The 26471-nt window shown below is 40.5% G+C and carries 30 protein-coding genes; 11 read left to right on the top strand and 19 right to left on the bottom strand.

Annotated elements, in window-relative coordinates:
• The first annotated feature begins 15 nt into the window (after positions 1-15).
• Positions 16-462, top strand: coding sequence for an acyl-CoA thioesterase (locus tag BLU33_RS08605; protein ID WP_091371301.1), 447 nt, complete (start codon positions 16-18; stop codon positions 460-462).
• Between the two features lie 106 nt (positions 463-568).
• On the opposite strand, the gene BLU33_RS08600 is transcribed toward BLU33_RS08605, so the two are convergent.
• Genes BLU33_RS08600 through folB form a run of 3 tightly spaced genes read right to left on the bottom strand, consistent with a single transcriptional unit; the run spans position 569 to position 2968 of the window.
• A complete protein-coding gene (locus tag BLU33_RS08600; RefSeq protein WP_091371300.1) occupies positions 569-1198 on the bottom strand; it encodes an MgtC/SapB family protein in 630 nt (209 codons plus the stop codon).
• Positions 1199-1200: 2 nt separating this feature from the next.
• Positions 1201-2598 carry an FAD-binding oxidoreductase gene (locus BLU33_RS08595; RefSeq protein WP_091371299.1) on the bottom strand — a complete coding sequence of 466 codons (1398 nt, stop codon included), beginning with the start codon at positions 2596-2598 and terminating at the stop codon, positions 1201-1203.
• A gap of 10 nt (positions 2599-2608) precedes the next feature.
• Positions 2609-2968, bottom strand: coding sequence for a dihydroneopterin aldolase (gene folB, locus BLU33_RS08590; RefSeq protein ID WP_091371298.1), 360 nt, complete (start codon positions 2966-2968; stop codon positions 2609-2611).
• An 81-nt stretch (positions 2969-3049) separates the two neighbouring features.
• Between folB and BLU33_RS08585 the strand changes: the two genes are divergently transcribed.
• On the top strand, positions 3050-4231 hold the full coding sequence (locus BLU33_RS08585; RefSeq protein WP_091371297.1) for an acyl-CoA dehydrogenase family protein: 1182 nt from the start codon (positions 3050-3052) through the stop codon (positions 4229-4231).
• A 39-nt stretch (positions 4232-4270) separates the two neighbouring features.
• On the opposite strand, the gene BLU33_RS08580 is transcribed toward BLU33_RS08585, so the two are convergent.
• Positions 4271-5629, bottom strand: a complete 1359-nt coding sequence (locus BLU33_RS08580; RefSeq protein ID WP_091371296.1) for a GH1 family beta-glucosidase — start codon at positions 5627-5629, stop codon at positions 4271-4273.
• Positions 5630-5917: 288 nt separating this feature from the next.
• Here BLU33_RS08580 and BLU33_RS08575 point away from each other — a divergent pair, with 288 nt between their 5' ends.
• The 4 genes from BLU33_RS08575 to BLU33_RS08560 all read left to right on the top strand — a co-directional run bounded on the left by BLU33_RS08575 (position 5918) and on the right by BLU33_RS08560 (position 7914).
• Positions 5918-6370 carry a DinB family protein gene (locus BLU33_RS08575; RefSeq protein WP_091371295.1) on the top strand — a complete coding sequence of 151 codons (453 nt, stop codon included), beginning with the start codon at positions 5918-5920 and terminating at the stop codon, positions 6368-6370.
• 61 nt (positions 6371-6431) lie between these two features.
• Positions 6432-6839, top strand: coding sequence for a hypothetical protein (locus BLU33_RS08570; RefSeq protein WP_091371294.1), 408 nt, complete (start codon positions 6432-6434; stop codon positions 6837-6839).
• Positions 6836-7489, top strand: a complete 654-nt coding sequence (locus BLU33_RS08565; RefSeq protein ID WP_091371293.1) for an SCO family protein — start codon at positions 6836-6838, stop codon at positions 7487-7489. Before BLU33_RS08570 ends, BLU33_RS08565 begins: the two co-directional genes overlap by 4 nt.
• A gap of 2 nt (positions 7490-7491) precedes the next feature.
• A complete protein-coding gene (locus BLU33_RS08560; RefSeq protein WP_091371292.1) occupies positions 7492-7914 on the top strand; it encodes a c-type cytochrome in 423 nt (140 codons plus the stop codon).
• A 6-nt stretch (positions 7915-7920) separates the two neighbouring features.
• Here BLU33_RS08560 and BLU33_RS08555 read toward each other — a convergent pair whose 3' ends face one another.
• Positions 7921-8352 (bottom strand): GNAT family N-acetyltransferase, encoded by a 432-nt coding sequence (locus BLU33_RS08555; protein ID WP_091380353.1) that lies wholly within the window; start codon positions 8350-8352, stop codon positions 7921-7923.
• Positions 8353-8567: 215 nt separating this feature from the next.
• Positions 8568-9647, bottom strand: coding sequence for a class II fructose-bisphosphate aldolase (gene fbaA / locus BLU33_RS08550; RefSeq protein ID WP_091371291.1), 1080 nt, complete (start codon positions 9645-9647; stop codon positions 8568-8570).
• Between the two features lie 226 nt (positions 9648-9873).
• Between fbaA and accD the strand changes: the two genes are divergently transcribed.
• Entirely contained in the window at positions 9874-10719 is an 846-nt protein-coding gene (accD, locus tag BLU33_RS08545; RefSeq protein WP_091371290.1) for an acetyl-CoA carboxylase, carboxyltransferase subunit beta, read from the top strand.
• 162 nt (positions 10720-10881) lie between these two features.
• Positions 10882-13260, top strand: coding sequence for an alpha-L-rhamnosidase-related protein (locus BLU33_RS08540; protein WP_091371289.1), 2379 nt, complete (start codon positions 10882-10884; stop codon positions 13258-13260).
• A 79-nt stretch (positions 13261-13339) separates the two neighbouring features.
• On the opposite strand, the gene BLU33_RS08535 is transcribed toward BLU33_RS08540, so the two are convergent.
• The 4 genes from BLU33_RS08535 to glmM all read right to left on the bottom strand — a co-directional run bounded on the left by BLU33_RS08535 (position 13340) and on the right by glmM (position 16621).
• The gene (locus tag BLU33_RS08535) at positions 13340-13540 is read right to left on the bottom strand and encodes a hypothetical protein (RefSeq protein ID WP_091371288.1); all 201 of its coding nucleotides are present in this window, start codon (positions 13538-13540) and stop codon (positions 13340-13342) included.
• Between the two features lie 39 nt (positions 13541-13579).
• Positions 13580-13849, bottom strand: coding sequence for a hypothetical protein (locus BLU33_RS08530; protein WP_091371287.1), 270 nt, complete (start codon positions 13847-13849; stop codon positions 13580-13582).
• A 149-nt stretch (positions 13850-13998) separates the two neighbouring features.
• Entirely contained in the window at positions 13999-15135 is a 1137-nt protein-coding gene (locus BLU33_RS08525; RefSeq protein WP_091371286.1) for a cysteine desulfurase family protein, read from the bottom strand.
• A 100-nt stretch (positions 15136-15235) separates the two neighbouring features.
• On the bottom strand, positions 15236-16621 hold the full coding sequence (gene glmM, locus BLU33_RS08520; RefSeq protein WP_091371285.1) for a phosphoglucosamine mutase: 1386 nt from the start codon (positions 16619-16621) through the stop codon (positions 15236-15238).
• A 91-nt stretch (positions 16622-16712) separates the two neighbouring features.
• On the opposite strand from glmM, the gene BLU33_RS08515 reads away from it, so the two are divergent.
• Positions 16713-17300, top strand: a complete 588-nt coding sequence (locus tag BLU33_RS08515) for a phosphatase PAP2 family protein (protein ID WP_091371284.1) — start codon at positions 16713-16715, stop codon at positions 17298-17300.
• A gap of 212 nt (positions 17301-17512) precedes the next feature.
• Here BLU33_RS08515 and BLU33_RS08510 read toward each other — a convergent pair whose 3' ends face one another.
• From BLU33_RS08510 to BLU33_RS08475, 9 genes are all read right to left on the bottom strand, one after another.
• Positions 17513-17962, bottom strand: coding sequence for a MarR family winged helix-turn-helix transcriptional regulator (locus BLU33_RS08510; RefSeq protein WP_091371283.1), 450 nt, complete (start codon positions 17960-17962; stop codon positions 17513-17515).
• A gap of 32 nt (positions 17963-17994) precedes the next feature.
• Positions 17995-18156 (bottom strand): DUF5522 domain-containing protein, encoded by a 162-nt coding sequence (locus BLU33_RS25300; RefSeq protein WP_172829232.1) that lies wholly within the window; start codon positions 18154-18156, stop codon positions 17995-17997.
• A 1-nt stretch (position 18157) separates the two neighbouring features.
• Positions 18158-19099 carry an MBL fold metallo-hydrolase gene (locus BLU33_RS08505; protein ID WP_091371282.1) on the bottom strand — a complete coding sequence of 314 codons (942 nt, stop codon included), beginning with the start codon at positions 19097-19099 and terminating at the stop codon, positions 18158-18160.
• 174 nt (positions 19100-19273) lie between these two features.
• A complete protein-coding gene (coaE, locus tag BLU33_RS08500; protein ID WP_172829231.1) occupies positions 19274-19870 on the bottom strand; it encodes a dephospho-CoA kinase in 597 nt (198 codons plus the stop codon).
• A complete protein-coding gene (locus BLU33_RS08495; protein ID WP_091371280.1) occupies positions 19870-20814 on the bottom strand; it encodes a YbbR-like domain-containing protein in 945 nt (314 codons plus the stop codon). Before BLU33_RS08495 ends, coaE begins: the two co-directional genes overlap by 1 nt.
• A 115-nt stretch (positions 20815-20929) precedes the next feature.
• Positions 20930-21259 (bottom strand): preprotein translocase subunit YajC, encoded by a 330-nt coding sequence (gene yajC, locus BLU33_RS08490; protein ID WP_091371279.1) that lies wholly within the window; start codon positions 21257-21259, stop codon positions 20930-20932.
• A gap of 13 nt (positions 21260-21272) precedes the next feature.
• Positions 21273-21713, bottom strand: coding sequence for a DUF1573 domain-containing protein (locus tag BLU33_RS08485; protein WP_091371278.1), 441 nt, complete (start codon positions 21711-21713; stop codon positions 21273-21275).
• A gap of 3 nt (positions 21714-21716) precedes the next feature.
• Entirely contained in the window at positions 21717-22664 is a 948-nt protein-coding gene (nusB, locus tag BLU33_RS08480; RefSeq protein ID WP_091371277.1) for a transcription antitermination factor NusB, read from the bottom strand.
• A 59-nt stretch (positions 22665-22723) separates the two neighbouring features.
• Positions 22724-23809 carry a Glu/Leu/Phe/Val family dehydrogenase gene (locus tag BLU33_RS08475; RefSeq protein WP_091371276.1) on the bottom strand — a complete coding sequence of 362 codons (1086 nt, stop codon included), beginning with the start codon at positions 23807-23809 and terminating at the stop codon, positions 22724-22726.
• A 271-nt stretch (positions 23810-24080) separates the two neighbouring features.
• Here BLU33_RS08475 and BLU33_RS08470 point away from each other — a divergent pair, with 271 nt between their 5' ends.
• Together BLU33_RS08470 and BLU33_RS25500 are read left to right on the top strand one after the other, a co-directional pair.
• Positions 24081-25868, top strand: coding sequence for an ABC transporter ATP-binding protein (locus BLU33_RS08470; RefSeq protein WP_091371275.1), 1788 nt, complete (start codon positions 24081-24083; stop codon positions 25866-25868).
• 51 nt (positions 25869-25919) lie between these two features.
• Positions 25920-26429 carry an SHOCT domain-containing protein gene (locus tag BLU33_RS25500; protein WP_091371273.1) on the top strand — a complete coding sequence of 170 codons (510 nt, stop codon included), beginning with the start codon at positions 25920-25922 and terminating at the stop codon, positions 26427-26429.
• Positions 26430-26471 lie beyond the last annotated feature (42 nt).

Below are 26471 nucleotides of genomic sequence, written 5' to 3'. Positions count from 1 at the left end.
ACATTTTGACACTACATGGCTGAAAACATCAAGAATTACAAATACAGAACCTTAATTCCCATCCGCTTTTCGGATATGGACGCTTACGGACACGTGAACAACGCGGTATATTTAACCTACTTTGAAATTGCCCGATCGAACTATTGGAAGGAAATTGTACAATGGAACTGGGGCGAAAACGGGATTATTTTAGGTAGATCCGAAATAAACTATCTAAAACCTATAACCCTGAATGATGAGATTGCCTGTTACGTGCGCACCACACGAATTGGCAACAGCAGTTTTGATGTGATGCATGTTTTGGTTAAGATAACACCGAATGGCGAAGAAATTTGCACAACAGGTAAAACGGTATGTATATGCTACGATTATAATGCCAACAAATCGGTATCAATACCCTATGCTGAAAGGCACCGTATGATTGATTATGATGAGCCGGGATTGATTTTGAATACGAATTGAGAAAATCATCTCTATGTCATTGCGAGCGATAGCGTGGCAATCTCGTCGCATACATATAAACGCGACGAGATTGCTTCGTCGTTCCTCCTCGCAATGACAAGGGTGATTAAAACGACTTAATATTCGGCTGCAATAATAATTCCTTATCAAGCTTACCAATATGTTTTTTGTGGCCGGTAACCACAATTGCAGCCTCAAGGCAATTGCCATCCTTACTTATTTTTTTGCGGTACGATGTAAGGTGATGCTCCTTAATAGTTTCTTCCAATGCAAGCAGGTTATCATAATCTGTACCGGTAAAAACTATAGAGTAAAGCTTATCATGGTGTATTTTATCCAAATAATTTTCCAGTATATGAAACAGCGTTAGTACCAAAATAGTTATTACAGATGTAACTATACCCAACGTATAATCCCCTGCTCCCACCGCCATACCAATAGCAGCCGAAATCCATATTACAGCAGCTGTGGTAAGGCCGCTAACTGCTATATTATCTTTAAAAATAACACCGGCACCAATAAAACCTATACCGGTAATCACATTAATATTTACACCCAAACCAGCTCTTTGCGCAATCATGGTAAATATTGCTGAGCCAAGGCATATGAGTATAATGGTGCGAAAACCCGCCGTTTTGTTTTTATACTGACGTTCAATACCTAAAATGCCACCGCATAAAATTGCTATGGCTATTCTTAACAAATCATCGGGGACTAAGTGGAAGTGTTGGGGCATAATTAAAAGATCTTACCGGGGTTTAATATATTATTTTTATCGAACACTTTTTTAATACCACGCCATAGTTCAAAATGCACATTGGTATATTTTATGGGCATAAACTCCTTTTGTACCAGGCCAATCCCATGCTCGCCGGATATGGTGCCACCTAAAGATACGGTAAGTTCAAAAATTTCGGCTATGCCTGTATTTAATTTATCGTTCCAATCGGCATTACTCATGCTGCCTTGTATAATATTTAGGTGCAGGTTGCCGTCACCTGCATGCCCAAAACAAACGGAATCAAAGCCATATTTATTACCTATTTCCTTTATGCCTTTTACCAGTTGCGGCAATGTCGCCCTGGGTACAACCATATCTTCCTTTTTGTAAACGGAGTTTATTTTTACCGATTCGCCTATGGTGCGCCTTATGTGCCATAATTCTGCTTTTTTAGCTGCGCTATCGGCAAACAGTACATCCTTGCAGCCAAAGCTTTCCAAAACCTGGTTTATCTTTTCGCATTCGGCAAAAATTACTTCATTGTCAGTTCCATCAACCTCTATCAATAAAAACGCGGCATCTTCATCTTTCAGATCAAACTGCACACCGTTATAAGCTTTTACCCACTCAAAGCATTTACGCTCCATATATTCAACAGCCGATGGCACTATACCAGCCCTGAATATGGCCGATACCGCCGCACAGGCACTTTCATTTGATGGAAACGAAGCTAGCATCAGCGCATCATTTGTTGGGTGAGGAATAAGCTTGGTTACAATTTTGGTGATGACACCCAATGTACCCTCTGCCCCTATCATCAGTTGCGTTAAATTATAACCCGATGCGTATTTTAGGGTATTAGCACCCGTCCAAATGATCTCACCGGATGGTAGTACCACTTCAAGGTTTAAAATATATTCCCTAATAGTACCATATTTCACAACCCGCGGCCCGCCTGAGCCATGCGACACATTGCCGCCAATAAAACAGCTGCCCTTGCTAGCCGGATCAACTGGATACAGCAGTCCTTTTTCGGCAACAGCATTCATAAATACTTCGGTAATTACACCGGGTTCAACTGTAGCCTGCAGGTTTTGTTCATCAATATTTAAGATCTGATCAAAGCGCTCCATTGATATGAGCAAACCACCCATCACAGATAACGCCCCTCCACTCAACCCTGTACCCGCTCCACGTGGTGTAACCGGGATCATATGCTCATTACATAATTTCAGCAAAGCTGAGATTTCTTTAGCTGATCGCGGCTTAACAACTACCTCGGGGTAATAACTCAGGTCTTCCGTTTCATCATGGCTGTACCTTTCCATATCATCACGACTGGTTATAACCGAATCATTACCCACAATGGCAATTATAGCCTGGAGTATATTATCATCTATTTTATTAAAGGCCATGAATGGTTCACTAATCAACAAAACTTGTTATAGTCACGCTTGAATGCCCAACCTTTCCTTTCAAGGGCGGACTCACTTTTTTTATACATACCCTTACATGATCTACAAAAGGAAATTTACTTTTTATAGCATCAATAATAGATTGCCCCACCGTTTCAATCAACTTGCGGGTGTGTTTCATCTCCTCGCAGGCTATATTATATAGCTGCTCGTAGTTTACGGTGTTGCCTATTTCATCAGCTAATAAATTACCGGTGGGCCTAAAACCAACTGATATATCAACCAAAAACCGGCTTCCCAATAGCTGTTCCTCGGGGTAAAATCCGTGAAAGGCAAAAAACTCTGCGTCGTTTAAATTTATCTCAACCATAAATCAAATGTAATTAAGAATAACAAATTGCCCAATCTAAATAGCTTTCATTAGATTTGGGGGTACCAAAATATAAACGCCATGCCAAAAACTGACCTTTTTGAATCGCCTGATTACTATCAATTAGATGAATTGCTGACTGATGAACACAAATTAATACGTTCCTCGGTAAGGGATTGGGTGAAAAAAGAGTTAACACCAATAATAGAGGACTATGCGCAAAGAGCAGAGTTCCCTAAACAATTAATAAAAGGATTAGCAGAAATAGGCGCTTTTGGCCCAACCATCCCGGTTGAATATGGCGGCGCGGGACTTGATTACATGTCGTATGGCATTATTATGCAGGAGATTGAGCGGGGGGATTCTGGTATCAGATCAACTTCTTCTGTACAGGGGTCATTGGTAATGTACCCTATATATGCTTATGGTTCGGAAGAGCAGCGTATGAAATACCTGCCCAAATTAGCCTCGGGTGAGCTAATCGGTTGTTTTGGGTTGACTGAACCCGACCATGGATCAAACCCCGGCGGTATGACCACTAATTTTAAGGATGCGGGCGATCATTATGTTTTAAATGGCGCTAAAATGTGGATCTCAAACGCGCCGTTTGCAGATATTGCTGTGGTTTGGGCAAAGGATGAAAGCGGAAAAATAAAAGGGCTGATAGTGGAGCGCGGCATGGAAGGTTTTACTACCCCCGAAACGCATGGCAAATGGTCGTTAAGGGCATCGGCCACCGGCGAACTGGTGTTTGATAATGTTAAAGTGCCTAAAGAAAACCTGCTGCCCAATGCATCAGGCTTAAAAGGCCCGCTTGGATGCCTTAACCAGGCCCGCTACGGCATTGCCTGGGGTGCGTTAGGCGCAGCTATGGATTGCTACGATACTGCGCTCAGGTATGCCAAACAGCGCAATCAATTTGGCAAACCAATAGCGGCATTCCAGCTACAGCAAAAGAAACTGGCCGAAATGATAACCGAAATAACCAAAGGACAATTACTGGTATGGCGACTGGCGACTTTAAAAAATGAGAACAGAGCTACAGCAGCTCAAATCTCCATGGCGAAACGTAATAGTGTTGAAGTTGCTATAAACATTGCCCGCGAAGCAAGGCAGATACTCGGTGGTATGGGTATCACCGGCGAATATTCAATAATGCGGCATATGATGAACCTTGAATCGGTAATAACCTATGAGGGGACGCATGACATCCACTTATTAATTACAGGAATGGATATAACCGGCGAGGAGGCTTTCAAATAAGCATTTTGCTTGTAACTAAAATTGGCAAACATTTAAAATCTAAGGCTTTATAAAATCAGCATACCATTGCCCTGATGATTTAATAATGCGCCGCTGTGTATCAAAATCAACGTGTATCAACCCAAAACGGGGATGATAACCCTCGGCCCATTCAAAATTATCAGTCAGCGTCCATACAAAATAGCCGCTTACCTTATAGCCTTCGTTTTTAGCTTTTAAAACCTGCTTTAAATAGTTTTGCAGGTATTCCACACGCCTGGGGTCATGTACTTTCCCATCTTTTACCTCATCGGGGAAAGCAGCACCGTTTTCAGTAACATATATTTTTTTAATGCCTGTGTAAGCATTAAACTTTTTCAATATTTCATAAATAGCAGGCGGGTATACTTCCCAACCCATATCGGTTAAGGCCACATTCCTGTGTTTTGCCCCTATTAAACTTGCATGAACGTACGGTGTAAGCAATGAATACTTCACAATTTCACGTGTATAAAGCTGTATGCCTATGAAATCAAAATCAAACTTCGCGCTTTCCATATCCCCCGGCTGAATGTATTTATCCATCTTTCTTAAAATGGGCAGATCAGCAACAGGATATCCTAAACCTAGGGTTGGTTCAATATATACACGATTCAAAAGGGTATCAACCCGTTTGGCAGCCATTACATCACGCGGTTTATCACTTGCGGGTTCAATATATGAGCAGGAAAATGTGGTGCCGATGTGGGCATCCGGCAATATACTTCGTAGTGTTCGCCCACCTGCTGCCATACATAAAACAGCATGATGTACAGCAGGCATAAAATTACCAAGGCCTTTTCGCCCCGGTGCATGGATACCTAAAAAATAACCCGCACCCGTAAACACGGAGGGCTCATTCATTATCATCCAGTTTTTCACCCTGTCGCCAAAGTTTTGAGCACATACAATAACAAACTCTGTAAACCAGGTGACCATCTCGCGGTTTGTCCAGCCTCCTTTAAGCTCCAGCGCATGCGGCAGGTCCCAATGGTATAGCGTTACCCAGGGTGTTACCCCTTGTTTAATGCAATAATTTATAACACGGTTATAATAGTCAATACCCGACTGGTTTACACTGCCAATTCCATCAGGAAATACGCGTGACCATGATATAGAAAATCTAAAATTCGGAATATTTAGTTGTTTGATAAGATCGATATCGGCTTCGTACCTGTTATAAAAATCACAGGCATCGCCGGGCTTATGACCATTTAAAATGCTGCCTTTTTTGGCCGAGAAAACGTCCCAAATGGATTGCCCCTTGCCCTCATGATCATAAGCACCCTCAATTTGAAAAGCGGCTGTTGCTACTCCCCAGGTAAAATCATCGCCAAAAAGTTTCTTGTTAAAATCTGAAGTTTGCGTAGTAAGTTCCATTAAATTGAGCCAAAACCAAGCCCAAATTGTGCATTATAATTTTATAAAAAGAAATTTTGTGAATTAAACTATTAATGCATGAAAGTAGATTTCATACTTCTTAACATGATCCACTCAGGTAGACTGCTGATAAACTTCAAGAAATTTGATATGATTTTCATAACCTGCTTAATTTTTAATTAAAGATACATGGCCATTATAACCCTATGATATTTATAGTATTATGTTATTGTTAACAACATTTGTGGAGAAAGGTGATATTTTTGTTTGACAATCACGCATGACACCATGAAAACCCATTTTCTAAAGCTAATTGATTATGACCGCTTTGCTAACCTGGAAATTCTAAAACTTATTTTTGAAGCGAATGAGCCGGAAGTTCCGGTACAGTTAATGGCACATTTGCTATTGGCACAGCAAGTTTGGTTTAAGCGGTGTGCAGGCTTGCCCGATATTGGCCGCGTTTTATGGCCCGACTGGAAAGCTGATACTTTCGAAAAGACCATTAACGAAAATCATGATGCATGGGCAGCATTTATAAATGGACTGAATCCTGAGGATTTCAATAAAGTTGTTAGCTATAAAACATCAAGAGGCGATAGCTATGAAAATCAGCTCAGCGATATACTGGCGCATTTAATTAACCATGGCACACACCATCGTGCGCAAGCCGGCCAGCAATTAAAATTAGCCGGACTTGAAAATTTACCTTTAACTGACTACATTTTTTATATAAGATAAGTAATTAATACTGTTTACAAGCCGTTTATTTTGATATTTGCCAATCTATAATATCTAGTCTATGTTTAAGAAAATACTTCCTATAGCAGTTGCCGGTTTTATTTTAACCGGATGCGCCGATAACAAAGCCCAGGAAAAAACGCTTTTAGATTCAGTAATTAAAGTTCATGATAAAGTGATGATGGATGATGGCATGGTAATGAAAAATAAAATGCTGCTAAAGGGCATTGCTTCAAAAGATTCGGCAGCAGCTGTAAAAGATTCTGCTGATTTCTATTCAAAGCTTTTAGGGAATGCGGACGATAGCATGATGACCTGGATGAATAAATTCAATCCTGATTTTACAGGCAAATCGCATAGCGAAGCTATGGATTACCTGCATACACAGAAACAACAAATAACAAAGATCAGCCTACAGCTTGATTCAGCTATTACAGCATCAAACAACTATATTAAAAAAGCCAAATGAGAAATCTAACAGGAATTATTGTACTCGTTCTATTATTTGGTGCCTGCAAAACTAATAACACAAAAAAAACATTGCCCATTTACGGGCAGCGTACAGCAGTTACTAAAACAGTGAACGGACAGCAGGTAACTGATACAGATTACCAAACTATACCGGTATTTAAGTTTGTGAATCAATATGGTGATAGCACGGGCAGCAAAGATCTGGAAGGAAAAATATATGTGGCCGATTTCTTTTTCACCTCCTGCCCCTCTATTTGTCCTATAATGCAGCGTAATATGCTGAATGTTTATAACGAGTTTAAGAGTACGCCCGATTTTAAGATCATCTCATTCACCATCGACCCAAAACATGATACTGTACCTGTGCTAAAAAGTTATGCTGATAAATTAGGCATAAGCGGCAATAGCTGGTGGCTGATGTTGGGTAACAGGGACAGCGTTTATAATCTTGCTGCAAAAAGCTACCTGGTTGCTGTTAGTGAGGATAGCACTGTAGCCGGCGGTTATATGCACCAGGGCTATTTTGTTTTGATAGATAAACAAAAACGTGTTCGCGGCTCATATGATGGTACCGATATGAAACAGGTGAATCAATTGATTGACGACATAAAAACCCTGCAGACAGAACCCGCTCCTGCTGCACAATAGCTATGAAACTTAAAGTAATAAGTGGTATTTGTTTCTTATTATTTGTGCTGATAGTTTCATGCCAGAGCGATGAATCAATTGAGTTTAAGCGCTATTATTCGGCGGGCGCTATAGTGTACCAGGGCCATTGCCAAAATTGTCATGGCACTAATGGCGAGGGCTTATCAGCACTGATACCACCACTTACTGATACCACTTATATTAGGGAAAACCTGAAATCTTTAGCCTGTAACATTAAATACGGCCTTAAAGGGAAGATTAATATAGCTGGCAAATCATTTAACGATGCAATGCCTGCGGAAATTGACCTTACCCCTATTGAAATTGCACAGGCTATAACTTATATCACCAACTCATTTGGCAATAAGCAGGGTACTATAACGGCAGACCAGGTTAATGAAGATTTGAGCAAATGCAGCAATTAAGGCCTGCTATTTCCTGATCATTTTATAATGCCAGATACCAGCTTCTTCAAACTCAGGGCCTGATTTTTCAAAACCCAGCCTTTCATAAAATGGGATAGCCTGTGTTTGGGAGTGCAAATAAACATAATCAGCATCTGCGGGCAGATCAGCCAGAACAGCTTTAACCAATTCCTGCCCTACGCCTGTACCTCTAAATTGCTTTAATACGGCGAAGCGTTCCAGTTTGTAGCCTTTATCTGTTTTGCGCCAGCGCGATGCACCTGCGGGTACGCCATCAGCTCTTGCCAAAAAATGCGTGGATTCATCTTCAAACTCATATTCCAGTTCGGGAGGGCAGTTTTGTTCGCCAACAAAAACCTCGCGTCTTATGGCAAATACCTTTTCAAGGTTGGCGGGGTCACTTACTTTGTTTACTTGTATCTTTTTTAGCTCTGGCATTTGCGTAATGTGGTTTTGCCCTGTACGAAGATAGTTTTTGCCTGTGATTTTCCTCTGCCGCATCAATGGAATGTGTGCAGGTTAAATCATCTTCTTCCTCGACAAGGTCCAACAATTGTACATAAAATTTATGTAATGGGTCAATTTGCTGTCACACAAAAAAAGCGCCAATGTGAGAACATTGGCGCTTTTCTGATTATCAGGATAATTTTTTATTATAATTTGCTGGTTGCATCAATGCAATTCAAATCGGCAAATGCCTGGGTAAGGCGTTTAACAAAATTCTCTTCGCCTTTGCGTAACCATACGCGCGGATCGTAATATTTTTTGTTAGGTGAATCTTCGCCTTCTGGGCTACCAATCTGGCTTTGTAAATAACCTTCTTTTGCCTGGTAGTAATCTTTTATACCTTCCCAATATGCCCACTGCATATCGGTATCAATATTCATTTTTATAGCTCCGTAAGATATTGCTTCAGCAATTTCCTCAGGAGTTGAACCTGAACCACCATGGAATACAAAGTTGATAGGTTTTTCAGCAGTAAGGCTGAATTTATTTTTTACATACTCTTGTGAGTTATGCAAAATAACCGGTTGTAATTTCACATTACCTGGCTTGTAAACACCGTGTACGTTACCAAAAGCAGCAGCAACAGTAAAGCGCGGACTAACTTCTAATAAATGCTCATATGAGTAAGCAACATCTTCTGGTTGAGTATATAATCGTGAGCTATCAACATCAGAGTTATCAACGCCGTCTTCTTCGCCACCGGTTACACCTAATTCAATTTCAAGTGTCATACCCAATTTAGCCATACGGGCTAAGTATTTAGCGGAGATCTCGATATTTTCTTCAATTGATTCTTCAGAAAGATCAAGCATGTGTGATGAAAATAAAGGTTTGCCTGTTTCAGCAAAGAATTTTTCACCGTGATCTAACAAACCGTCAATCCATGGTAATAATTTTTTTGCAGCATGATCTGTGTGCATAATTACTGCAACACCATAATGCTCAGCTAATAAGTGAACGTGTTTAGCTGCAGATACGGCACCTAAAATACATGCTTGCAATTTAGAGTTATCCAATGATTTACCTGCGTAAAACTGTGCACCACCATGTGATAATTGGATAATTACCGGCGAGTTAACTGCCTTTGCGGTTTCCATAACAGCATTTACCGTGTTAGTGCCGATAACGTTTACTGCTGGTAAAGCAAACTTGTGCTTTTTAGCTGCTTCAAATAGTTCCTGCACCTGATCTCCGTGCAAGACTCCTTTATAATTTTTCAAGTCCATTTAGCTTCTTTTTGGGCCTCGAAGTTATAAATTTTCCGGATTTATACTACAATTTTGATCGAGTTTTGCATTTATAGCAATATTTTACCCGCAATGTTCGCAATTTAAGTATAGTCAAGGGTAGTATTTATTGTGATTTTCCGAAAATGATATCTAACATCTAAAAATCTTACATCTAAATAAAAATTCGTTTCTTTGCATCATATTGAAAGAGCTAGATATAGATATGGCCTGGTTTAAGCGCGAGATAAAAGGAATAATTACGACCACTGAGGAAAAGAAAGAAGCACCCGACGGCATCTGGAACAAATGCCCGGAATGTAAGAAACCCCTTCACTACTCAGAGCAAGTTGAAAACCAATATGTTTGCCATTATTGCGGTTATCATTTACGCATAGGATCAAAAGAATATTTCTCCATACTTTTTGATAATAACGAGTTTACCGAGTTATACCCAAACCTGCATTCGGGCGATCCGCTGCATTTTGAGGATACCAAAAAATATGAGGACCGGTTAAAGGAAACCATGAAAAAGACCGGCTTAAAGGATGCTATCCGTGCCGGGTTTGGTAAAATAAACGGGCAGGATATTGTAATTGCCTGTATGGATTTTAACTTCATAGGCGGTTCAATGGGATCCGTTGTGGGCGAAAAAATTGCACGTTCTATCGATTACAGTATTGCACATAAGGTTCCTTTCCTGATGATATCAAAATCGGGCGGTGCCCGTATGATGGAAGCTGCATTCTCCTTAATGCAAATGGCTAAAACATCAGCTAAACTGGCATTGCTGGCACAAGCTAAAGTACCTTATATATCGTTACTAACCGACCCTACTACGGGTGGTGTAACTGCATCATATGCCATGTTGGGCGATATTAACATTGCCGAGCCGGGTTCATTAATAGGCTTTGCAGGTCCGCGTGTTATTAAGGAAACAATAAAGAAAGATTTGCCGAAAGGCTTTCAGACTGCCGAATTTGTACAGGAACATGGCTTCCTTGATTTTATAGTCGACCGCAGGGAAATGAAGGAAAAATTAACTTCATTCTTAAAAATGATGGCTAATTAAGAAGACCTATTATATTATCGATATAAAAAGAAGCTGCCTCTAAAGGGTGGCTTTTTTGTTTTGAAGAAAATAATTAATAAAGATTTTTTCACATTATATAAATACTACAGGATGGTTGTTAACTTTAAGACTCATTAATAAGCACACCAATTTCAACCTGTAATGAAAACCTTTTTTGCATCAACCTTATTAATCCTTAGTTTATTGCTGACAAACTCAGTGCATGCACAATCGGCTGGTAACACCGCTGTATACAAAGAATGGCCTGCCTACTGGATAGCTGCCCCAAATGATGCGGGAACAGAATACGGTGTTTATCATTTTCGTAAAAGCATTAATTTAACAGCAAAGCCTGCTACATATATTGTCCGTGTATCGGCAGATAACCGCTATAAGTTATATGTTAATGGCGTATTGGTATCATTGGGGCCAGCCCGGGGAGATACCTACTATTGGAACTATGAAACGATTGATCTGGCGCCATATCTTACAACAGGTAAAAATACTATCAGCGCGACCGTTTGGAATGACGCCCAATATCGGCCCGAAGCACAGATCACGCTAAAAACTGCCTTTATTTTACAGGGCGATTCAACAAACGAAGAGATCAACACCAATAAAACCTGGAAATGCATCCGCGATAGCGCCTATAAACCTAATAACTGGATAGGCTATTATACCTATTATGTTGCCGGGCCGGGCGAAATAGTGGATATGAACAAAACTGTTAAAGGTTTTACCGCTACTGATTTTGACGATTCTGCGTGGCCATATGCCGCTAACATAGATCATGGCAGGCCAAAAGGAATGTCTGATGCTTTTGGGTGGATGCTGGTACCATCCTCATTGCCTCAAATGGAACGGACTTACCAACGCATTCCGGTTTTACGTAAAGCTGATGGAATCAGCGTGCCGCCATCGTTCCCCGGTACAAAAACCCCGCTTACTATTCCGGCGAATACAACTGTTACCTTATTGCTTGACCAAACCTATTTAACCAACGCCTATTTAACTTTCAATTTTAGTAAGGGTAAAGATGCGGGCATATCCATAAGCTATGCCGAATCATTATTCGATAACTTAAGTAAATATGGCCCGATAAAAAGCAACCGCAACGAAATAGATGGTAAGGATTTTGCAGGCCGTAAAGACAGTCTATTATCAGATGGCAGCGCAAATCAAACTTTTACAACTTTGTACTGGCGTACCTGGCGTTATATACAGGTAAGGGTACAAACTAAAAATGATCCGCTAACCATTGATGATATATACGGCACATTTACTGGTTATCCGTTTAAAAACAATACCATTTTTAATACTGATAACACCGAAATAACAAAAATACTGGAAACCGGCTGGCGCACTGCCAGGCTTGATGCCATTGAAACCTATATGGACTGCCCCTACTATGAGCAACTGCAATACATAGGTGATACCCGCATACAGGCCATGGTATCCTATTATAATAGCGGCGACGACCGTTTGGCACGCAATGCTATTAATTTAATGGATCATTCACGCATAGCCGAAGGGTTAACATTGAGCAGGCACCCATCGTTTAGTCCGCAGATTATTTCTACTTTTTCATTGTGGTATATTGGTGTATTGTATGATTACTGGATGTATCGCCCGGATTCGAACTTTGTTAAAGGCAAGCTTGCAGGTGAAAGAGCAGTGTTAGATTTCTTCAGCAAATACCAGCAAGCCGATGGCTCCTTAAAAAACACCCCATATTGGACCTTTGTCGACTGGGCCAATGCCAAAGGCTGGCGCAGTGGCATGCCGCCAACAGGCAGTAAAGGAAACTCATCTATATTAGACCTTCAATTACTCATGGCCTTTCAACAGGCAGCTAAATTGGAGGCAAAAATTGGTTTGCCTTATCTTGCCGATCTTTACACTAAAAAAGCAGCCCAACTAAAGCAAACCATCCAAACCAAATACTGGAACGTGACTAAAAAACTATATGCTGATACAGAGGATAAGGATTTATACTCACAGCATGCCAACTCACTGGCCATACTTGCTGATGTGGCAAAAGCCGAAGATATGGCTGCTATAAGCAAAAATATTTTAACTGACACCTCCTTAACCCAATGCACTATCTACTTTAAATATTATATGCACCTGGCTTTAATAAAGGGTGGTTTAGGCAACGATTACATAAACTGGCTTGATATATGGCGCGATAATTTAAAAATGGGCCTGACTACCTGGGCCGAACAATCAGACCTGCAACATACCCGCTCCGATTGCCATGCCTGGGGAGCCAGCCCTAATATTGAGTTTTTCAGGACAGTATTGGGCATTGACAGCTATGCACCCGGTTTCGGTAAAATAAAAATAGAACCGCATTTAGGTACACTAAAAAATGTAAGCGGTGAGATTCCTCACCCGAATGGAAAGGTGGCAGTTTCCTATACTTTGGATAAAGATAAGTGGAAGATAAAGATCAGCCTTCCGCAAAAAACTACAGGGATATTGGTTTGGAAAGATAAAAGGCTTGTATTAAAAGCAGGTGAAAACTCCTTTGTGATATAAAAACAATCAGCCGTTTCATGTTGGTGAAACGGCTGATTGTTTTTACAATATCGCGGTATTTTGCCGCTATATATACTTATTAAAGTAGCGGTTTTCTAGTCCTACTGACAGAAATACCACTGTATTTTTTACGGAGCGCTCTGAGTGCGCTTGCACCATTATCACCACCGCCTTCAAGCCCTACAGAGCCAATGTTTATTTGGTTTGTACAATCATGGCTCCCGTGTACACCTTCGGTTTGATTAATGCCTTCAACAGGTCTTTTATTAACGCTGTTCATAAATTTAACTATTAAATTTATACTTAATCAATGTAGTTATTACAGGTTATTTTCAGTACCCGGCTCATGCCCCACCATACGACCTGTTGTACGCCCATGTGGACGGCTCACAAAATCAGTTTCAGCCGGGCCTACCGATGGAAATTCTCTTTTTGTTGGAGGGCTTACATCTGTTTGCTCGCTGAATGAAGCATCGTTACCCTCTTGGGGCTGTGCAACCTCGGTTTCATGCGGATAGCCCGTTTTCTCTTTTTCAGGTTGTTTTCTTTCAGGAACGTGTCCTAACGTTTTATCTTTTACCTTTCCCATGACAAATATTTTTTAGGTTAATAATGGTACAAAAGCACATTATTAATTGTTATTTAAATAAAAGCCATAATCATGCCAATGTCAAAATTAACTGACAAGATTAAAAAATTATGTTAAGAATAAACGGAGTGATTATCAAGAAGATACTACTAAGCATTCACCAGGCAAAGTTCTTTTACTTTAGCTACGGTAAAATCAATCTCGTCCTTAGTAGTATATTTTGAAAAAGAGAACCTTACTGATGGCCGTGATGGATTTGTACCAATAGCAGTTAAAACGTGCGAACCAATATCCGATCCTGAGCTGCACGCGCTACCTCCCGAAGCAGAGATACCTGCAATATCCAAATTAAACAGCAGCATATCAGCCATTTCCATTTCTGGAAAAGAAACGTTCAATACCGTATACAAACTCTTATCCGGGTCTGTTTCGCCATTAAATTCAATGCCGGGTATGCTTTCAACCAGCTGATTTTTCATATAGGTTTTTAAGCCTTGTATGTGTTCCTGGTGCTGTTCCATATCAGCATAAGCCATTTCCAAAGCTTTGGCAAGGCCCACTACGCCGTAAATATTTTCGGTACCGCCGCGCATATTGCGTTCCTGCGCGCCACCATAAATTAATGGCTTAATTTTTATACGGTGATTGATGTGTAAAAAGCCTACACCTTTAGGTCCATGCAGTTTATGTGCCGAACAAACTACAAAATGAGCCTTTAATTTACTCAGATCATGCTTGTAATGCCCCATAGTTTGCACAGTATCACAATGATAAATGGCATTATAGGTTTCACACAGATCGCCGACCTTTTCCATATCCGATAGCGTACCTATCTCGTTATTGGCATGCATAATAGATACAAAACTGCGTTCGTTATCCTTCAGCAAGGTTTCCAGGTGATCATAATCTATATTACCTTTTGCATCAACATTAACAAAACTTAGTTTAATAGTGCCTGCTTTTTCAAGCGCCTCAAAAGTATGGATCACCGCATGATGCTCGATACGAGTGGTAATAGCATGTTTTATATTATGGTCAATAATACCACACCTGATGGCCATATTATCGGCCTCGGTACCGCTTGAAGTAAAAAAGATCTCGGATGGCGAAGTACCTAATAAATTGGCAACAGTTTTCCTTGACCTTTCGATCAATGTTCTGGCCTCACGCCCCTGCGCATGTATAGATGATGGATTACCGTAGGTATTTTCCATTACCTTACACATTTCTTTTATTACCTCGGGGTCGATAGGCGTAGTAGCCGCATTATCTAAATAAACACGCATTTTTTTAGAGATCAGTTTTATTTTTAATTAGTGATTGAGTGGATTAGTGAATGAGCGAATTGAATTATTGTACTCACTCATTCACTAAATCACTCATCCGCTAAATACTTAGTATTTCCTTTATATCGGCAATTATCTTGTTGGCTAAATTATTCGCCACAGTTTCTGAATTACCTTCTGAATAAATACGGATGATTGGTTCCGTATTTGAACGGCGCAAATGTACCCATTCTTTATCAAATTCTATTTTCAAACCGTCAATTGTTGAATGCGGTTGTTTTTTGTATTTTTCTTCAACTTTCAGCAATAGCGCATCAATGTCCATTTCGGGGGTCAGTGTTATTTTATTCTTCGATATAAAATAGGCTGGATAAGACGCCCTTAAAGCTGAAACCGTTTTGCCCGATTTTGCCAGATGTGTTAAAAACAAAGCAATACCTACCAAAGCATCGCGACCATAGTGTGATTCAGGATATATAACCCCGCCATTACCTTCACCGCCTATAATAGCGTTGGTTTCCTTCATTTTATTTACTACGTTAACCTCTCCTACCGCCGCGACATGATATTCGCCACCGGCTTTCTCGGTAACATCGCGCAAAGCACGGGTTGATGATAGGTTTGATACTGTATTGCCTACTGTGTTTTTCAGCACATAATCAGCAACGGCAACCAAAGTATATTCTTCGCCGAACATGCTGCCATCTTCATTAACAAAACAAAGGCGGTCAACATCAGGGTCAACAGCTATACCAAGGGTGGCTTTTTTCTTTACTACTTCCTGTGATAACGCTATCAAGTTCTCAGGCAAAGGCTCCGGGTTATGCGGAAACTTACCATCAGGCTCGCAATATAATTCGTGTACGGTTTTAACACCCAATGCTTTTAATAAAGCAGGAATAAATATACCGCCGGTTGAGTTAACGCAGTCAATAACTACTTTAAAGTCGGCTTTAGTTATAGCCTCCACATCAACTAAAGGCAAAGCCAATACAGCATCAATGTGCTTTTGCAGATAGCTGTCATCTTGGGTTACTTTACCCAGGTCATCAACATCAGCATATTTAAGATCACCTCTCTCGGCAATCTCAAGCACATCTTTGCCATCCGTATCGCTGATGAATTCGCCTTTGCTGTTAAGCAATTTAAGCGCGTTCCATTGCTTTGGGTTATGGCTTGCTGTAAGAATAATACCACCCGCAGCCTGCTCAAGCGGGACAGCTATTTCAACTGTTGGTGTAGTTGATAGACCAAGATCGATCACATCAATACCCAAACCCTGCAATGTGCCAATAACCAGGTTATTAACCATACTGCCTGATATACGGGCATCCCTGCCTATAACTATCTTTTTAATACCCGATTTACTAATGGCCCATGTACCAAAGGCAGAAGTAAATTTTACAATATCTACCGGCGTTAAACCATCGCCTGCGGCACCGCCAATGGTGCCTCTAATACCTGAAATTGATTTTATTAGTGTCAAAACCTTAAAATTATTTGAATCGCAAAATTAAAATATTTAACGGATAGCAGCCTCATTTATTGGTTATATTTGCATTACCGTAAAAATAACCATGCTCGACCATCTTATACAACTAGACAGGCATTTATTCTATTGGATTAATCACGATCTCACTAATCCATTTTTTGACGCAGTAATGCCATGGGCGCGCACACCTAGAAACTGGATCCCGCTATTTATCCTTATATCGGCTTATTGCTTGTGGAAGTACCGGGCAAAGGGTATCATTATCATAGCCTTTATAGGCATCTCAGCAGGCGTTGCCGACTTTACAAGCGCCAGTATAGTTAAACCATTAGTACACCGCCTGCGCCCTTGTGCTGACCCTGTAACAGCACCAACAGACATTGAACGTGTCTCCGCTTGCGGATCCGGCTACAGTTTTCCATCCACCCATGCTACCGACTATTTTGCCGTGGCTATATTTATGGTACTTATATTCCGTAAATATTGGCACTGGATATGGTTTTGGGGTATATTTTGGGCTGGGCTCATCAGCTTTGCGCAGGTATATGTGGGCGTACATTATCCTATTGATGTTACCTGCGGTGCTATTTATGGCTCTTTTGTAGGATGGTTTATATATTGGGTATTCAGGAAATTGCAGAGGCGATATCCAGAATGGATGCCTGCAGTTTAATTTCACCCGATGTAATTCACAACGCCGGTTCAAGCGTCCACGCTTGAACTTAATTTTCCATGAGCGTCCACGCTCATCTGGTCAATGTTTATTAACGAGCGTGGACGCTCGTATTTGTTATCATTCAAGCGTAGGACGCTTGAATGGGCGGTAGATTCAGCATGGCTGGTGGGGTAAAATCCGAAATCGAACATCCGAATTCCGAAATCAAATTACCCTCTCATCTTATCCAGCAGATCACTTAATTTACCGGCTTCTTCTTCGGTAAGGTTATTCTTCAAAAAATCTTTTGATTTAAACTCCAAATCAATCTTTGCTAATAATTCCAGACCCTGATCACTGATGCGGATATCAACTGCACGACGATCTTTTTTATTGGTACAACGCGAAACCAGGCCCTTTTGAAACAGGCGGTCAACTATGCGCGATGCGTCCGACATTTTATCAATCATCCGCTCCTTCAGCAAATTAACTGTTGCTGGACTGGGGTATTGCCCCCTCAAAATTCTTAAAATATTAAACTGCTGCTGGGTAATGTTATACTTTTCAAACTCCCCACGAATGAGGTTAGCAAGCCAGCCCGATGTATAAGAAATATTGATGACAGCTTTCTGATAGTTGTCCTCAAATTTGGTGCTTTGTATTTCTTCGTCTATGCGCATAACCAGTATAATGCCTGTTAATACAAATATCTTTATTTATTTTCAATTTGTTCGTCATCTTCGGCTTTTCCGTAGTTCCAGGGGCAATGCAGGCACTTATTTTTGCAGCAATAGCCCCTTTTTAGGTGATAGGCTTCGGTAAAAACAAAATTGCCATCCTCGTTAATGTAATAGTCGATATTCTCCTGCAGCATCTCAGTTGAGTATTTTTACAAATATATCATCGCCAAAATGTTTCTTCAAATGTGTGCCATTACCATGGAGCGTCCATATCTGTGTGGGCTTTGTGTGTTCAACGGCCTGTAGAATATCGTTCCAGTCCACATGGTCTGATATAAACAGGGTATCATTTTTATTCACCTGCAAATTCTTCCATCCCGATGCAAATAAGCGCTTCACTCCTTTTGCATTTATATAACTATCGAACGTAAAAGGCGGTACAATGTATACATATTCTTCCTGGTTTTTCATCAACCGCCTGCTATACATTTGATATACACCCGGCGAATATCCATACTTTTCATAAATCGCATTAATAGGCATAATACGATGATGCACCAATATCTTTTTCTGCGGCGCATGCTCATTGATCATCTGTATCAGGCGCTGACTTTTCCCCAAACCATACGCACCCAACAAAATATTGATCTTAATATCATTCAGCTTCTGTATCTCTGCAACCGGGTCGGGGTGTAATACCTCCGGATCGGCAAAAGTACTTTCGGTTATCAGTACATCGGTTTTTACCCACTCAATAGGTTCACAGGTAGCGTCCGGCTGCAATTTATAATCGCCGGTATACAAATAGCGCACACTCTCGTACTCCATCAACACCTGCGCCGAACCCAGCATATGCCCTGCCGATATAAAGGTGATCTGTACATCGCCAACAATAAATGAATTATTATAGGCAGCTATGTTAAACACCTTAGCCGCATTTTTACCATACCGTAACTGCATAAAAGCCGCAGTAGCCTCAGTACAATAAACCTGGTTATTCCCGCTGATGGCATGATCAGCATGGGCATGTGATATTACAGCCGTTTGCACAGGCTCTTTAGGGTCGAGATAAAAGTCGCCGTATTTACAGTAAAGGCCGTGTGTATTAAAGGAAAGAAAGTCGTCTTTGATCGTCATGAAAATATATCTCGTATAATTCCCTCCCAAGGGAGGGGTGCGGCTGGATCGTGTGGTGACAGGGAGGGGTTTGTACAACTTGATCGATTAACCCCTCCCTGCCCCTCCCAAGGGAGGGAATCGCACCAGCCAATGCATCTAATTCTGTATTATTAATCGAATAACACCAATGAACTATTGAACCAATGAGCCAATGAACAATTCATGCAAAGCCAAAACCTGCGGTATCACCAGCTCGCTGTTATCATTTTTTATTGCATAATCGGCTAAATCCAGCTTCTTCTCTTCAGTGAATTGCTTAGCATCCCTGCCCCTGACTTCAGCTTCACTTAATCCATCACGTTGCATTACCCGCTGTATACGCATCTCTAATGGAGCAGTAACCATTATTGTTTTATCGCACATTTTATAGGAATCACTTTCAAATAACAGTGCCGCCTCCTTTAAAACATAGGGCACATTTTTAAACTTTGGCACCCAATTATCAAAAGCGCGAAAAACTGCAGGATGCACTATAGCATTCAACTTTGCCAGTTCTGTTTCGCTTTTAAATACAATATTTGATATATGTTTACGGTTTAATGAGCCATCCTCAAAATATGATTCCTGTCCGAAGGTTTGTTTAATGGCACCAATGAGTATTTCATCATTCACCATAACCTTTTTGGCCTCATCATCAGCATAAAAAACAGGTATGCCTAATACTTCAAATATTTTGCTTACCGTAGTTTTACCACTACCAATATTGCCGGTTATACCTATTTTAAGCATTATTTTCGGATGATGAAATCAATATTTGGCGGATCGATGCGCACTATTTTACAAAATGGCGGATACCTAATCAGCTTTACAGGCAAAATAGTATAGCCCTGTAATCTCCACAGATTAAGGTCTGATTCTGCTTCAAAAAAATCCTCATTTATTTCCGCGTACTTTTTTAACGATGTTACAAAGGTAACTTTAACTTTCTGCGGAAATATCTTCACGTTGTAATAATCAAAGTTATTGATGATCTTGACAGGTATTTGCAGGGTTTTCTCTGTAAATTCATCAACAGGTACCACTACATCAACCGTTTTAGGGTACATGCTCATGTTCCCCTCACTAGCGGCCTGCATGTTTAATTTGGTTCTGATGGTTTCGTTTACATCTTCAGCTATTAATGAATCTGTATCCCATTGCGTTATTTTACTGAGGCGGTTAGCCGGTCCCGTTAGGGTAACATAAGCTGGTTTTACTATAGGATTGTTTGATTGTGCAAATTGCTGCTGATATTTTAAAGCAGCCACCAAATGTACAGGCACCCTTTTTACCATACGATAGGAAAAATCAAAATACAGTGTATCCGGGTTAATGGCTATAATTTCATGATTGACATCCTTATCATTTATTTGCTTTAGCTGTGAGCTAAGCACCACAAAATTCCCATTATCCAATGTCCGCAGATCTGCTACTATTGGTGTATTTTCATCATTCATTTTTGAAAACAGCATTTGCCAGCCGGTACCCTTTACGATAACCTCTACCGTATCCGACTGTAGTGAATGGAATGCTCTTTTTTGAGGCGCATTTCTATAGGTTAATACACGCTTTACGTTATAGTCATAAGGTTTTGACAGCGTTGTAAACAACCACGCGAGTGACGCCAATACCAGGCATGTAAAAAATGCTGATAATCGCCTGCGTTCTGCTGCGGATAGTTTTACTATAGCCATGTTTTGAAGTTAAAAGTTAAAAGCCCAATAGCTTAAAGCAAAAAGCTGAAAGATAAAAGCCTGGAATTACCCATGCCTTTCGCCTTCAGCTTTTCATTGCTTTCTGCTTTAAGCTTTATGCTTTCGGCGGTGTGTTCAATGCTTTTGATGCATCTAACGATACCGATGATTTTTCGTAACGGGTTTTGTGGCCGCTTTCGTGTTCAACCAAAAAAGTTGTATCAGCAACTTCTGCAATTCTTCCGTGTGCACCAGATGTTAAAACAACTTTATCGCCTTTTTTAAGCTCATTAACATAGTTTTTCTGATCTTTTTGTTTTTTAACCTGCGGGCGGATCATAAAAAAGTAAAATACGACAACGATAAGTACCAGGGGTACGAAATTACCGTACGTTCCAAATATACTGCTTGCGCCTGCCGCTTGTAATAAAATAGTTGCTATCATGTTTTAAATTAATTTATTTTTTGTTTAATACTTCGCCAACCAGGTGCACTGCATTTTGCGGCGGATTGGTATTGGCAGTAATGGTTATCATTTTATCCTGCAAACCACTTTTTCCTGCACTGTTAAAAGTAACATTTATTTGCCCGCTGTCACCTGGCTTTATAGGGCCGCTTGGCCATTCAGGTTTAGTACAGCCACAGCTTGCAACAGCATTTGATATGATCAACGGTGATTTGCCAGTATTGGTAAAGTTAAACTTGTAATTTACCTTATCGCCCTGGGTTATCTTGCCGAAATCATGCATACTATACTCAAATTTCATGACAGGCGCGTTAGTAGCAACCGCAGCACCTGTGGTTGAAGCTGAATCGGTTGTACTAGCTGTTTTTGCTGATTGGTTACATGCTGATAATAGCAAACCTGCTGTTATTATGCTTAAAAAAAGTTTTTTCATAGTTTATTCTATCAAACCTCTTCCTATTTTCTTTATTTTATTCTGAGCTTTAAGCTCTATCAAAATTTTGTCCAAGATACCGTTTAAAAATGAATTACTTTTAGGAGTACTGAACTCCTTTGATATTTCCAGATATTCATTAATAGTAACCTTAACAGGCACCGAAGTAAAGTTAATAAACTCAGTAATAGCCATTTTCATTAACAAGGTATCCATCATAGCTATACGCTCAGGCTCCCAGTTTTGAGTTTTCGCGCTTATCATTTCCTGGTATTCCTTTTCGTGGCGTATGTTTTGCGTAAATAAATTTACAATAAACTCCCTGTCCTCTTCCCAATTACCGGTAACTTCGGCCAGTTTATTTTTCTCGTGCTCGTCAAAGGCAAAGTTTTTAAATGTTTTTGCTATTAAGGCCTGCAACACATCCTTATCAACCGCCCAAACAATAAATTTATCCTCAAAAACCTGTTCGGCTAATGACGATTTCAAAATTACCTTCTTAAATATGAACTTGATAATATCCTTATCGGTTTGAATAGTATCGCCTGTTTTTTGAAGATATTCGGCGTATTCAGGAGCGTTTTTCAGAATGTTAAACAATGTTTTTGTAAGCTCCGGTTCAAAGCTCCATTCAACTTTATATCGCTTTAGTGCAGTTAAATATTCTTTATTTTCTTTTAATGAAACTACAAACCTGTTACCTAATATTTTCAGATCGGGGTTCAGGTCTTCCTTGGTAGGCAAATGTTTGTTTGAACGTTCCGTTGCATCCGTTTGGGCGTAATCCACCACCTCTGAAATTAATGATAACATCCAGATATACATTTCATATACCTTATCAATGCTTTGCAACAAGTTTTTTTCATGTACCTTGACGTCGCCGCCATTAGTTTGATGATACGCGTACAACGCCTGTAATACTTTTACTCTTAAGTGCCTTCTGTTTAACATGTGTAAGAACGATTTTAGCCCGCCTTCTGGTGGGTTCTTTTAACTATTTAATTATTTATTTAGAATGATGATTTTACTTTTTTAATATCTGCTATACGTTTTTCGGCAATTTTATTTGCCGCCTCAATTGTTGAAATGTTTTCAGTCTTTGAAAGTTTTAAAATATTACGTGTTGCATCGTAAATATTTTCTGTTAGCTGTAATGTGCGCTTTTTGCTAAAGCCCATCAGCTCAGAGTAACAGTTTATTAACCCGCCTGCATTAATTACGTAATCGGGAGCAAACAGGATGCCTTTATCCAGCAACATTTGCCCGTGTATATGCTCGTCTTCCAGCTGGTTATTAGCCGAGCCGGCGATAATGCCGCATTTAAGCTTATTTATGGTTTGTGTATTAACTGTTGCACCTAATCCGCAGGGCGCATAAATATCGGCACTGATATCAAAGATATTATTGTTTGATATAGCCTGCGCCCCATACTTTTTAGCTACCTGGCCTAAACGCTCTTCATTAATATCGCTCGCGTAAACCATGGCATTTTCATCGCGCAGTAACCTTACCAAATTTTCGCCAACATGCCCTATACCCTGTACAATTACCGATTTTCCGGTTAAATTATCGCTGCCATATAATTCCTTTACAGCAGCCTTAATCCCCATGAACACCCCTTGCGCCGCTACAGGTGCCGGATCGCCACTACCACCTATACTTTCAGGCAAACCGGTAACATGCTGCGTTTCCATCCTGATGTATTCCATATCCTTCGGATTGGTACCTACATCTTCAGCTGTAATAAACTCACCATTAAGGTTTTTTATAAAACGGCCGAATTTGCGCAATAGTACCTCTGTTTTATCCTTGCGTGAATCGCCAATGATAACAGCCTTACCACCACCCAGGTTTAAACCTGCAATGGCCGCCTTATAGGTCATACTTTTTGATAGCCTCAGCACATCCTCCAAAGCATCGGCTTCGCTTTTGTAGGCCCACATGCGTGTACCGCCCAAAGCCGGGCCCAATGTAGTATCATGTATAGCTATGATGGCTCTAAGACCCGTGTCCGGATCGCTGCAGAACACAATTTTCTTATGCCCGAACGCCTCAAGCTGGCTAAATATAGAATCGTTTGGTGTCTGGTTCGGCATTATGGCTGACAAAATAAAATTGTTTTCAGGCTTTCGACAAAAGTATGGGTTTTTTTCGTTGCGGCAAAATGATTATGAGTCCGAAAGTCGGGAAAGTCCGTAAGACCGGAAGTTAAATGCAAAGAATATCTGTCACAGGCTTTCAATCTTTGCTTGATTCCAAAGCTTTTTACAAACTTTCGGACTTACCGACTTTCAGTCTTTCCGACTTATTATCTATTTTTGAGCTTTCGGACTTTCGGTCTTGCCGGACTTTCGGACTTCCATAAATATGAAAGACCTCGCTTACCTTAATAAATTCCTTTATAAATATCGCTGGCGGCTCATACCGGGTACCCTGTTTGTTATCATATCCAACATTTTTGGGGTTATGCCGGCATCCATCATCCGCATGGCCTTTGATATGGTAACCGAGAATATTGGCGTTTATCAGCTTTTTGCAGGATTTAACAGGCAGGGCATGATCTATGAGATCTTTGGATCGAGCCTGTTATTGTTTGGTATCCTGGTGCTTATCCTATCATTATTGAGAGGTCTGTTCCTGTTTTTTATGCGGCAAACCATTATATTAATGTCGCGCCATATTGAGTACGATCTTAAAAACGAGATCTATAACCACTACCAGGCATTATCCCTCGCCTTTTACCGCCGTAACAATACCGGCGATTTAATGAACCGCGTAACCGAGGATGTGAGCCGTGTGCGCATGTACCTGGGGCCGGGTATTATGTACACCTTAAATACCGTAGCGCTATTTATTATAGTGATCTATTTAATGCTGACGGTAAATGTACGCCTTGCTGTTTTCTCTATATTACCTCTGCCCATACTGGTTGTTATTGTATTTTATGTGAACAATGCCATCAACTCCCGCAGCGAAAAGATACAGCAGCGCTTATCCATCCTCTCCAGCTTTGTGCAGGAAAATTTTTCGGGTATAAGGGTCATCAAATCATATGTGCGTGAAAACTTTGTCCGCAAAAACTTTGCTGCCGAAAGCGAACAATATAAGCACCACTCTATGGAACTGGTGCAGGTACAGGCGCTGTTCTATCCAATAATGCTGCTGCTAGTTGGTATAAGCAATGTTATTATTATGTACGTTGGCGGTGTTGAGGTAATGAAGGGCAATATAACATCAGGCAATGTAGCCGAGTTTATCGTATACCTTAATCAGCTTACCTTCCCGGTAATAGCCTTGGGCTGGGTGACTTCATTAATCCAAAGAGCCGCGGCTTCGCAAAAACGCATCAACGAATTTTTGCATGAGCAACCCGAGATCATATCACCAGATGTGCCGAAAATAACTATTGACGGGCAGGTAACATTTAACAATGTGTCTTTTCTCTATCCTGATACGGGCATACAAGCACTATCGTCGGTATCATTCACTATTAATCCCGGCGAAATGGTGGCTATAATTGGCCGTACAGGCTCAGGCAAATCAACCATAGCTAACCTATTGATGCGTATGTACGATTGCACCGGCGGCGAAATACTGATTGATCAGCACCCATTAAAACAGCTTAACCTTGAAGGTTATCGCTCGCAAATAGGCTTTGTACCGCAGGAAGTTTTCCTGTTTTCGGATACAATTGCCAATAATATTGATTTTAGCGCTGATGTGCTGGATATGCTACGTGTGGAGCAGGCTGCAAAGGATGCCGCCGTTTACAACAACATTATCGAGTTGGAAAAAGGCTTTCAAACCCTTATTGGCGAGCGTGGTATAACCTTATCGGGCGGACAAAAACAGCGTGTATCCATTGCTCGTGCCATTGTTAAACAACCGCAGATCATTGTTTTTGATGATTGCCTTTCAGCAGTTGATACCCGTACCGAAGAGGAAATATTAAATAACCTGGGCAGCGTAATGCAGGGCAAAACCAGTATTATCATCGCGCACCGCATATCAACCATAAAAAGCGCCGATAAAATATTGGTAATGGATAAGGGGCGCATTATTGAGCAGGGCAACCACGATTACCTGATGGAACAAAAAGGCACCTACTTTGAGCTCTACGAAAAACAATTGCTGGAAGAGGAAGAAAACGCCTGATAATTAATTTTCTTATATTTACGGGCATTAAACCTCTATTAGCCTTTACATATGAGAAAACTAATTTTCATCTGCACATTATTAATACCCTTATTTGGCAAAGCCCAAACTTATACATCCTATAAAGCCACTAATGGCGTTACCTATCATTTAAATGATACGGTAAGGCTAGGCAAAGGCTCCGCCAGCGATGGCTCATTTCTTTATATACAGGACAGAGGCATACCCTCACCCCTGCCAGGCCGCCCTTCACCTTCGCATAATTTACCCAAGACATTTACTAATGGCGGTGTTATTATAAAAAACATAAAAAAGAGTAACAGAAACGGCATTGATAAATATGTATTAGTTGTTGATGCAGGCGGCTTATTCCGCTTTTCATTATATATTGATGATGCCATTTTAGCCTGCGAGGTTATGCCATGCCAAACTTCCGCTACAAAAGAACCATCGCCAACCTATGTTGCCGATGAACTTAAAAAATTAAAGGAGTTATTGGATGCAGGAACTATAACAAAAGCCGAATTTGATGCGCAAAAAAAGAAATTGCTGGGTGAGTAACTAATTTCCTTAGCTTAACGTATTAAAACGATAGCTGAAATA

The organism is Mucilaginibacter mallensis (genome assembly GCF_900105165.1).
GTDB lineage: Bacteria > Bacteroidota > Bacteroidia > Sphingobacteriales > Sphingobacteriaceae > Mucilaginibacter > Mucilaginibacter mallensis.
Note: the sequence above shows the minus strand (reverse complement) of the source record. Positions and strands in the feature narration are given on the sequence as shown.

Bases quoted from the DNA above. Each gene is read 5' to 3' on its own strand.
- nusB (WP_091371277.1), bottom strand. From the start codon at position 22,664: ATGTTAAACAGAAGGCACTTAAGAGTAAAAGTATTACAGGCGTTGTAC.
- coaE (WP_172829231.1), bottom strand. From the start codon at position 19,870: ATGCTTAAAATAGGTATAACCGGCAATATTGGTAGTGGTAAAACTACG.
- BLU33_RS08555 (WP_091380353.1), bottom strand. From the start codon at position 8,352: ATGCCAGAGCTAAAAAAGATACAAGTAAACAAAGTAAGTGACCCCGCC.
- fbaA (WP_091371291.1), bottom strand. From the start codon at position 9,647: ATGGACTTGAAAAATTATAAAGGAGTCTTGCACGGAGATCAGGTGCAG.
- BLU33_RS25500 (WP_091371273.1), top strand. From the start codon at position 25,920: ATGAGAAAACTAATTTTCATCTGCACATTATTAATACCCTTATTTGGC.
- BLU33_RS08485 (WP_091371278.1), bottom strand. From the start codon at position 21,713: ATGAAAAAACTTTTTTTAAGCATAATAACAGCAGGTTTGCTATTATCA.
- BLU33_RS08510 (WP_091371283.1), bottom strand. From the start codon at position 17,962: ATGCGCATAGACGAAGAAATACAAAGCACCAAATTTGAGGACAACTAT.
- BLU33_RS08575 (WP_091371295.1), top strand. From the start codon at position 5,918: ATGAAAACCCATTTTCTAAAGCTAATTGATTATGACCGCTTTGCTAAC.
- BLU33_RS08565 (WP_091371293.1), top strand. From the start codon at position 6,836: ATGAGAAATCTAACAGGAATTATTGTACTCGTTCTATTATTTGGTGCC.
- BLU33_RS08600 (WP_091371300.1), bottom strand. From the start codon at position 1,198: ATGCCCCAACACTTCCACTTAGTCCCCGATGATTTGTTAAGAATAGCC.
- BLU33_RS08560 (WP_091371292.1), top strand. From the start codon at position 7,492: ATGAAACTTAAAGTAATAAGTGGTATTTGTTTCTTATTATTTGTGCTG.
- BLU33_RS08595 (WP_091371299.1), bottom strand. From the start codon at position 2,598: ATGGCCTTTAATAAAATAGATGATAATATACTCCAGGCTATAATTGCC.
- BLU33_RS08495 (WP_091371280.1), bottom strand. From the start codon at position 20,814: ATGGCTATAGTAAAACTATCCGCAGCAGAACGCAGGCGATTATCAGCA.
- folB (WP_091371298.1), bottom strand. From the start codon at position 2,968: ATGGTTGAGATAAATTTAAACGACGCAGAGTTTTTTGCCTTTCACGGA.
- BLU33_RS08605 (WP_091371301.1), top strand. From the start codon at position 16: ATGGCTGAAAACATCAAGAATTACAAATACAGAACCTTAATTCCCATC.
- BLU33_RS08585 (WP_091371297.1), top strand. From the start codon at position 3,050: ATGCCAAAAACTGACCTTTTTGAATCGCCTGATTACTATCAATTAGAT.
- accD (WP_091371290.1), top strand. From the start codon at position 9,874: ATGGCCTGGTTTAAGCGCGAGATAAAAGGAATAATTACGACCACTGAG.
- BLU33_RS08580 (WP_091371296.1), bottom strand. From the start codon at position 5,629: ATGGAACTTACTACGCAAACTTCAGATTTTAACAAGAAACTTTTTGGC.
- BLU33_RS08505 (WP_091371282.1), bottom strand. From the start codon at position 19,099: ATGACGATCAAAGACGACTTTCTTTCCTTTAATACACACGGCCTTTAC.
- BLU33_RS25300 (WP_172829232.1), bottom strand. From the start codon at position 18,156: ATGCTGCAGGAGAATATCGACTATTACATTAACGAGGATGGCAATTTT.
- BLU33_RS08475 (WP_091371276.1), bottom strand. From the start codon at position 23,809: ATGCCGAACCAGACACCAAACGATTCTATATTTAGCCAGCTTGAGGCG.
- BLU33_RS08515 (WP_091371284.1), top strand. From the start codon at position 16,713: ATGCTCGACCATCTTATACAACTAGACAGGCATTTATTCTATTGGATT.
- BLU33_RS08570 (WP_091371294.1), top strand. From the start codon at position 6,432: ATGTTTAAGAAAATACTTCCTATAGCAGTTGCCGGTTTTATTTTAACC.
- BLU33_RS08525 (WP_091371286.1), bottom strand. From the start codon at position 15,135: ATGCGTGTTTATTTAGATAATGCGGCTACTACGCCTATCGACCCCGAG.
- BLU33_RS08540 (WP_091371289.1), top strand. From the start codon at position 10,882: ATGAAAACCTTTTTTGCATCAACCTTATTAATCCTTAGTTTATTGCTG.
- BLU33_RS08535 (WP_091371288.1), bottom strand. From the start codon at position 13,540: ATGAACAGCGTTAATAAAAGACCTGTTGAAGGCATTAATCAAACCGAA.
- yajC (WP_091371279.1), bottom strand. From the start codon at position 21,259: ATGATAGCAACTATTTTATTACAAGCGGCAGGCGCAAGCAGTATATTT.
- BLU33_RS08530 (WP_091371287.1), bottom strand. From the start codon at position 13,849: ATGGGAAAGGTAAAAGATAAAACGTTAGGACACGTTCCTGAAAGAAAA.
- BLU33_RS08470 (WP_091371275.1), top strand. From the start codon at position 24,081: ATGAAAGACCTCGCTTACCTTAATAAATTCCTTTATAAATATCGCTGG.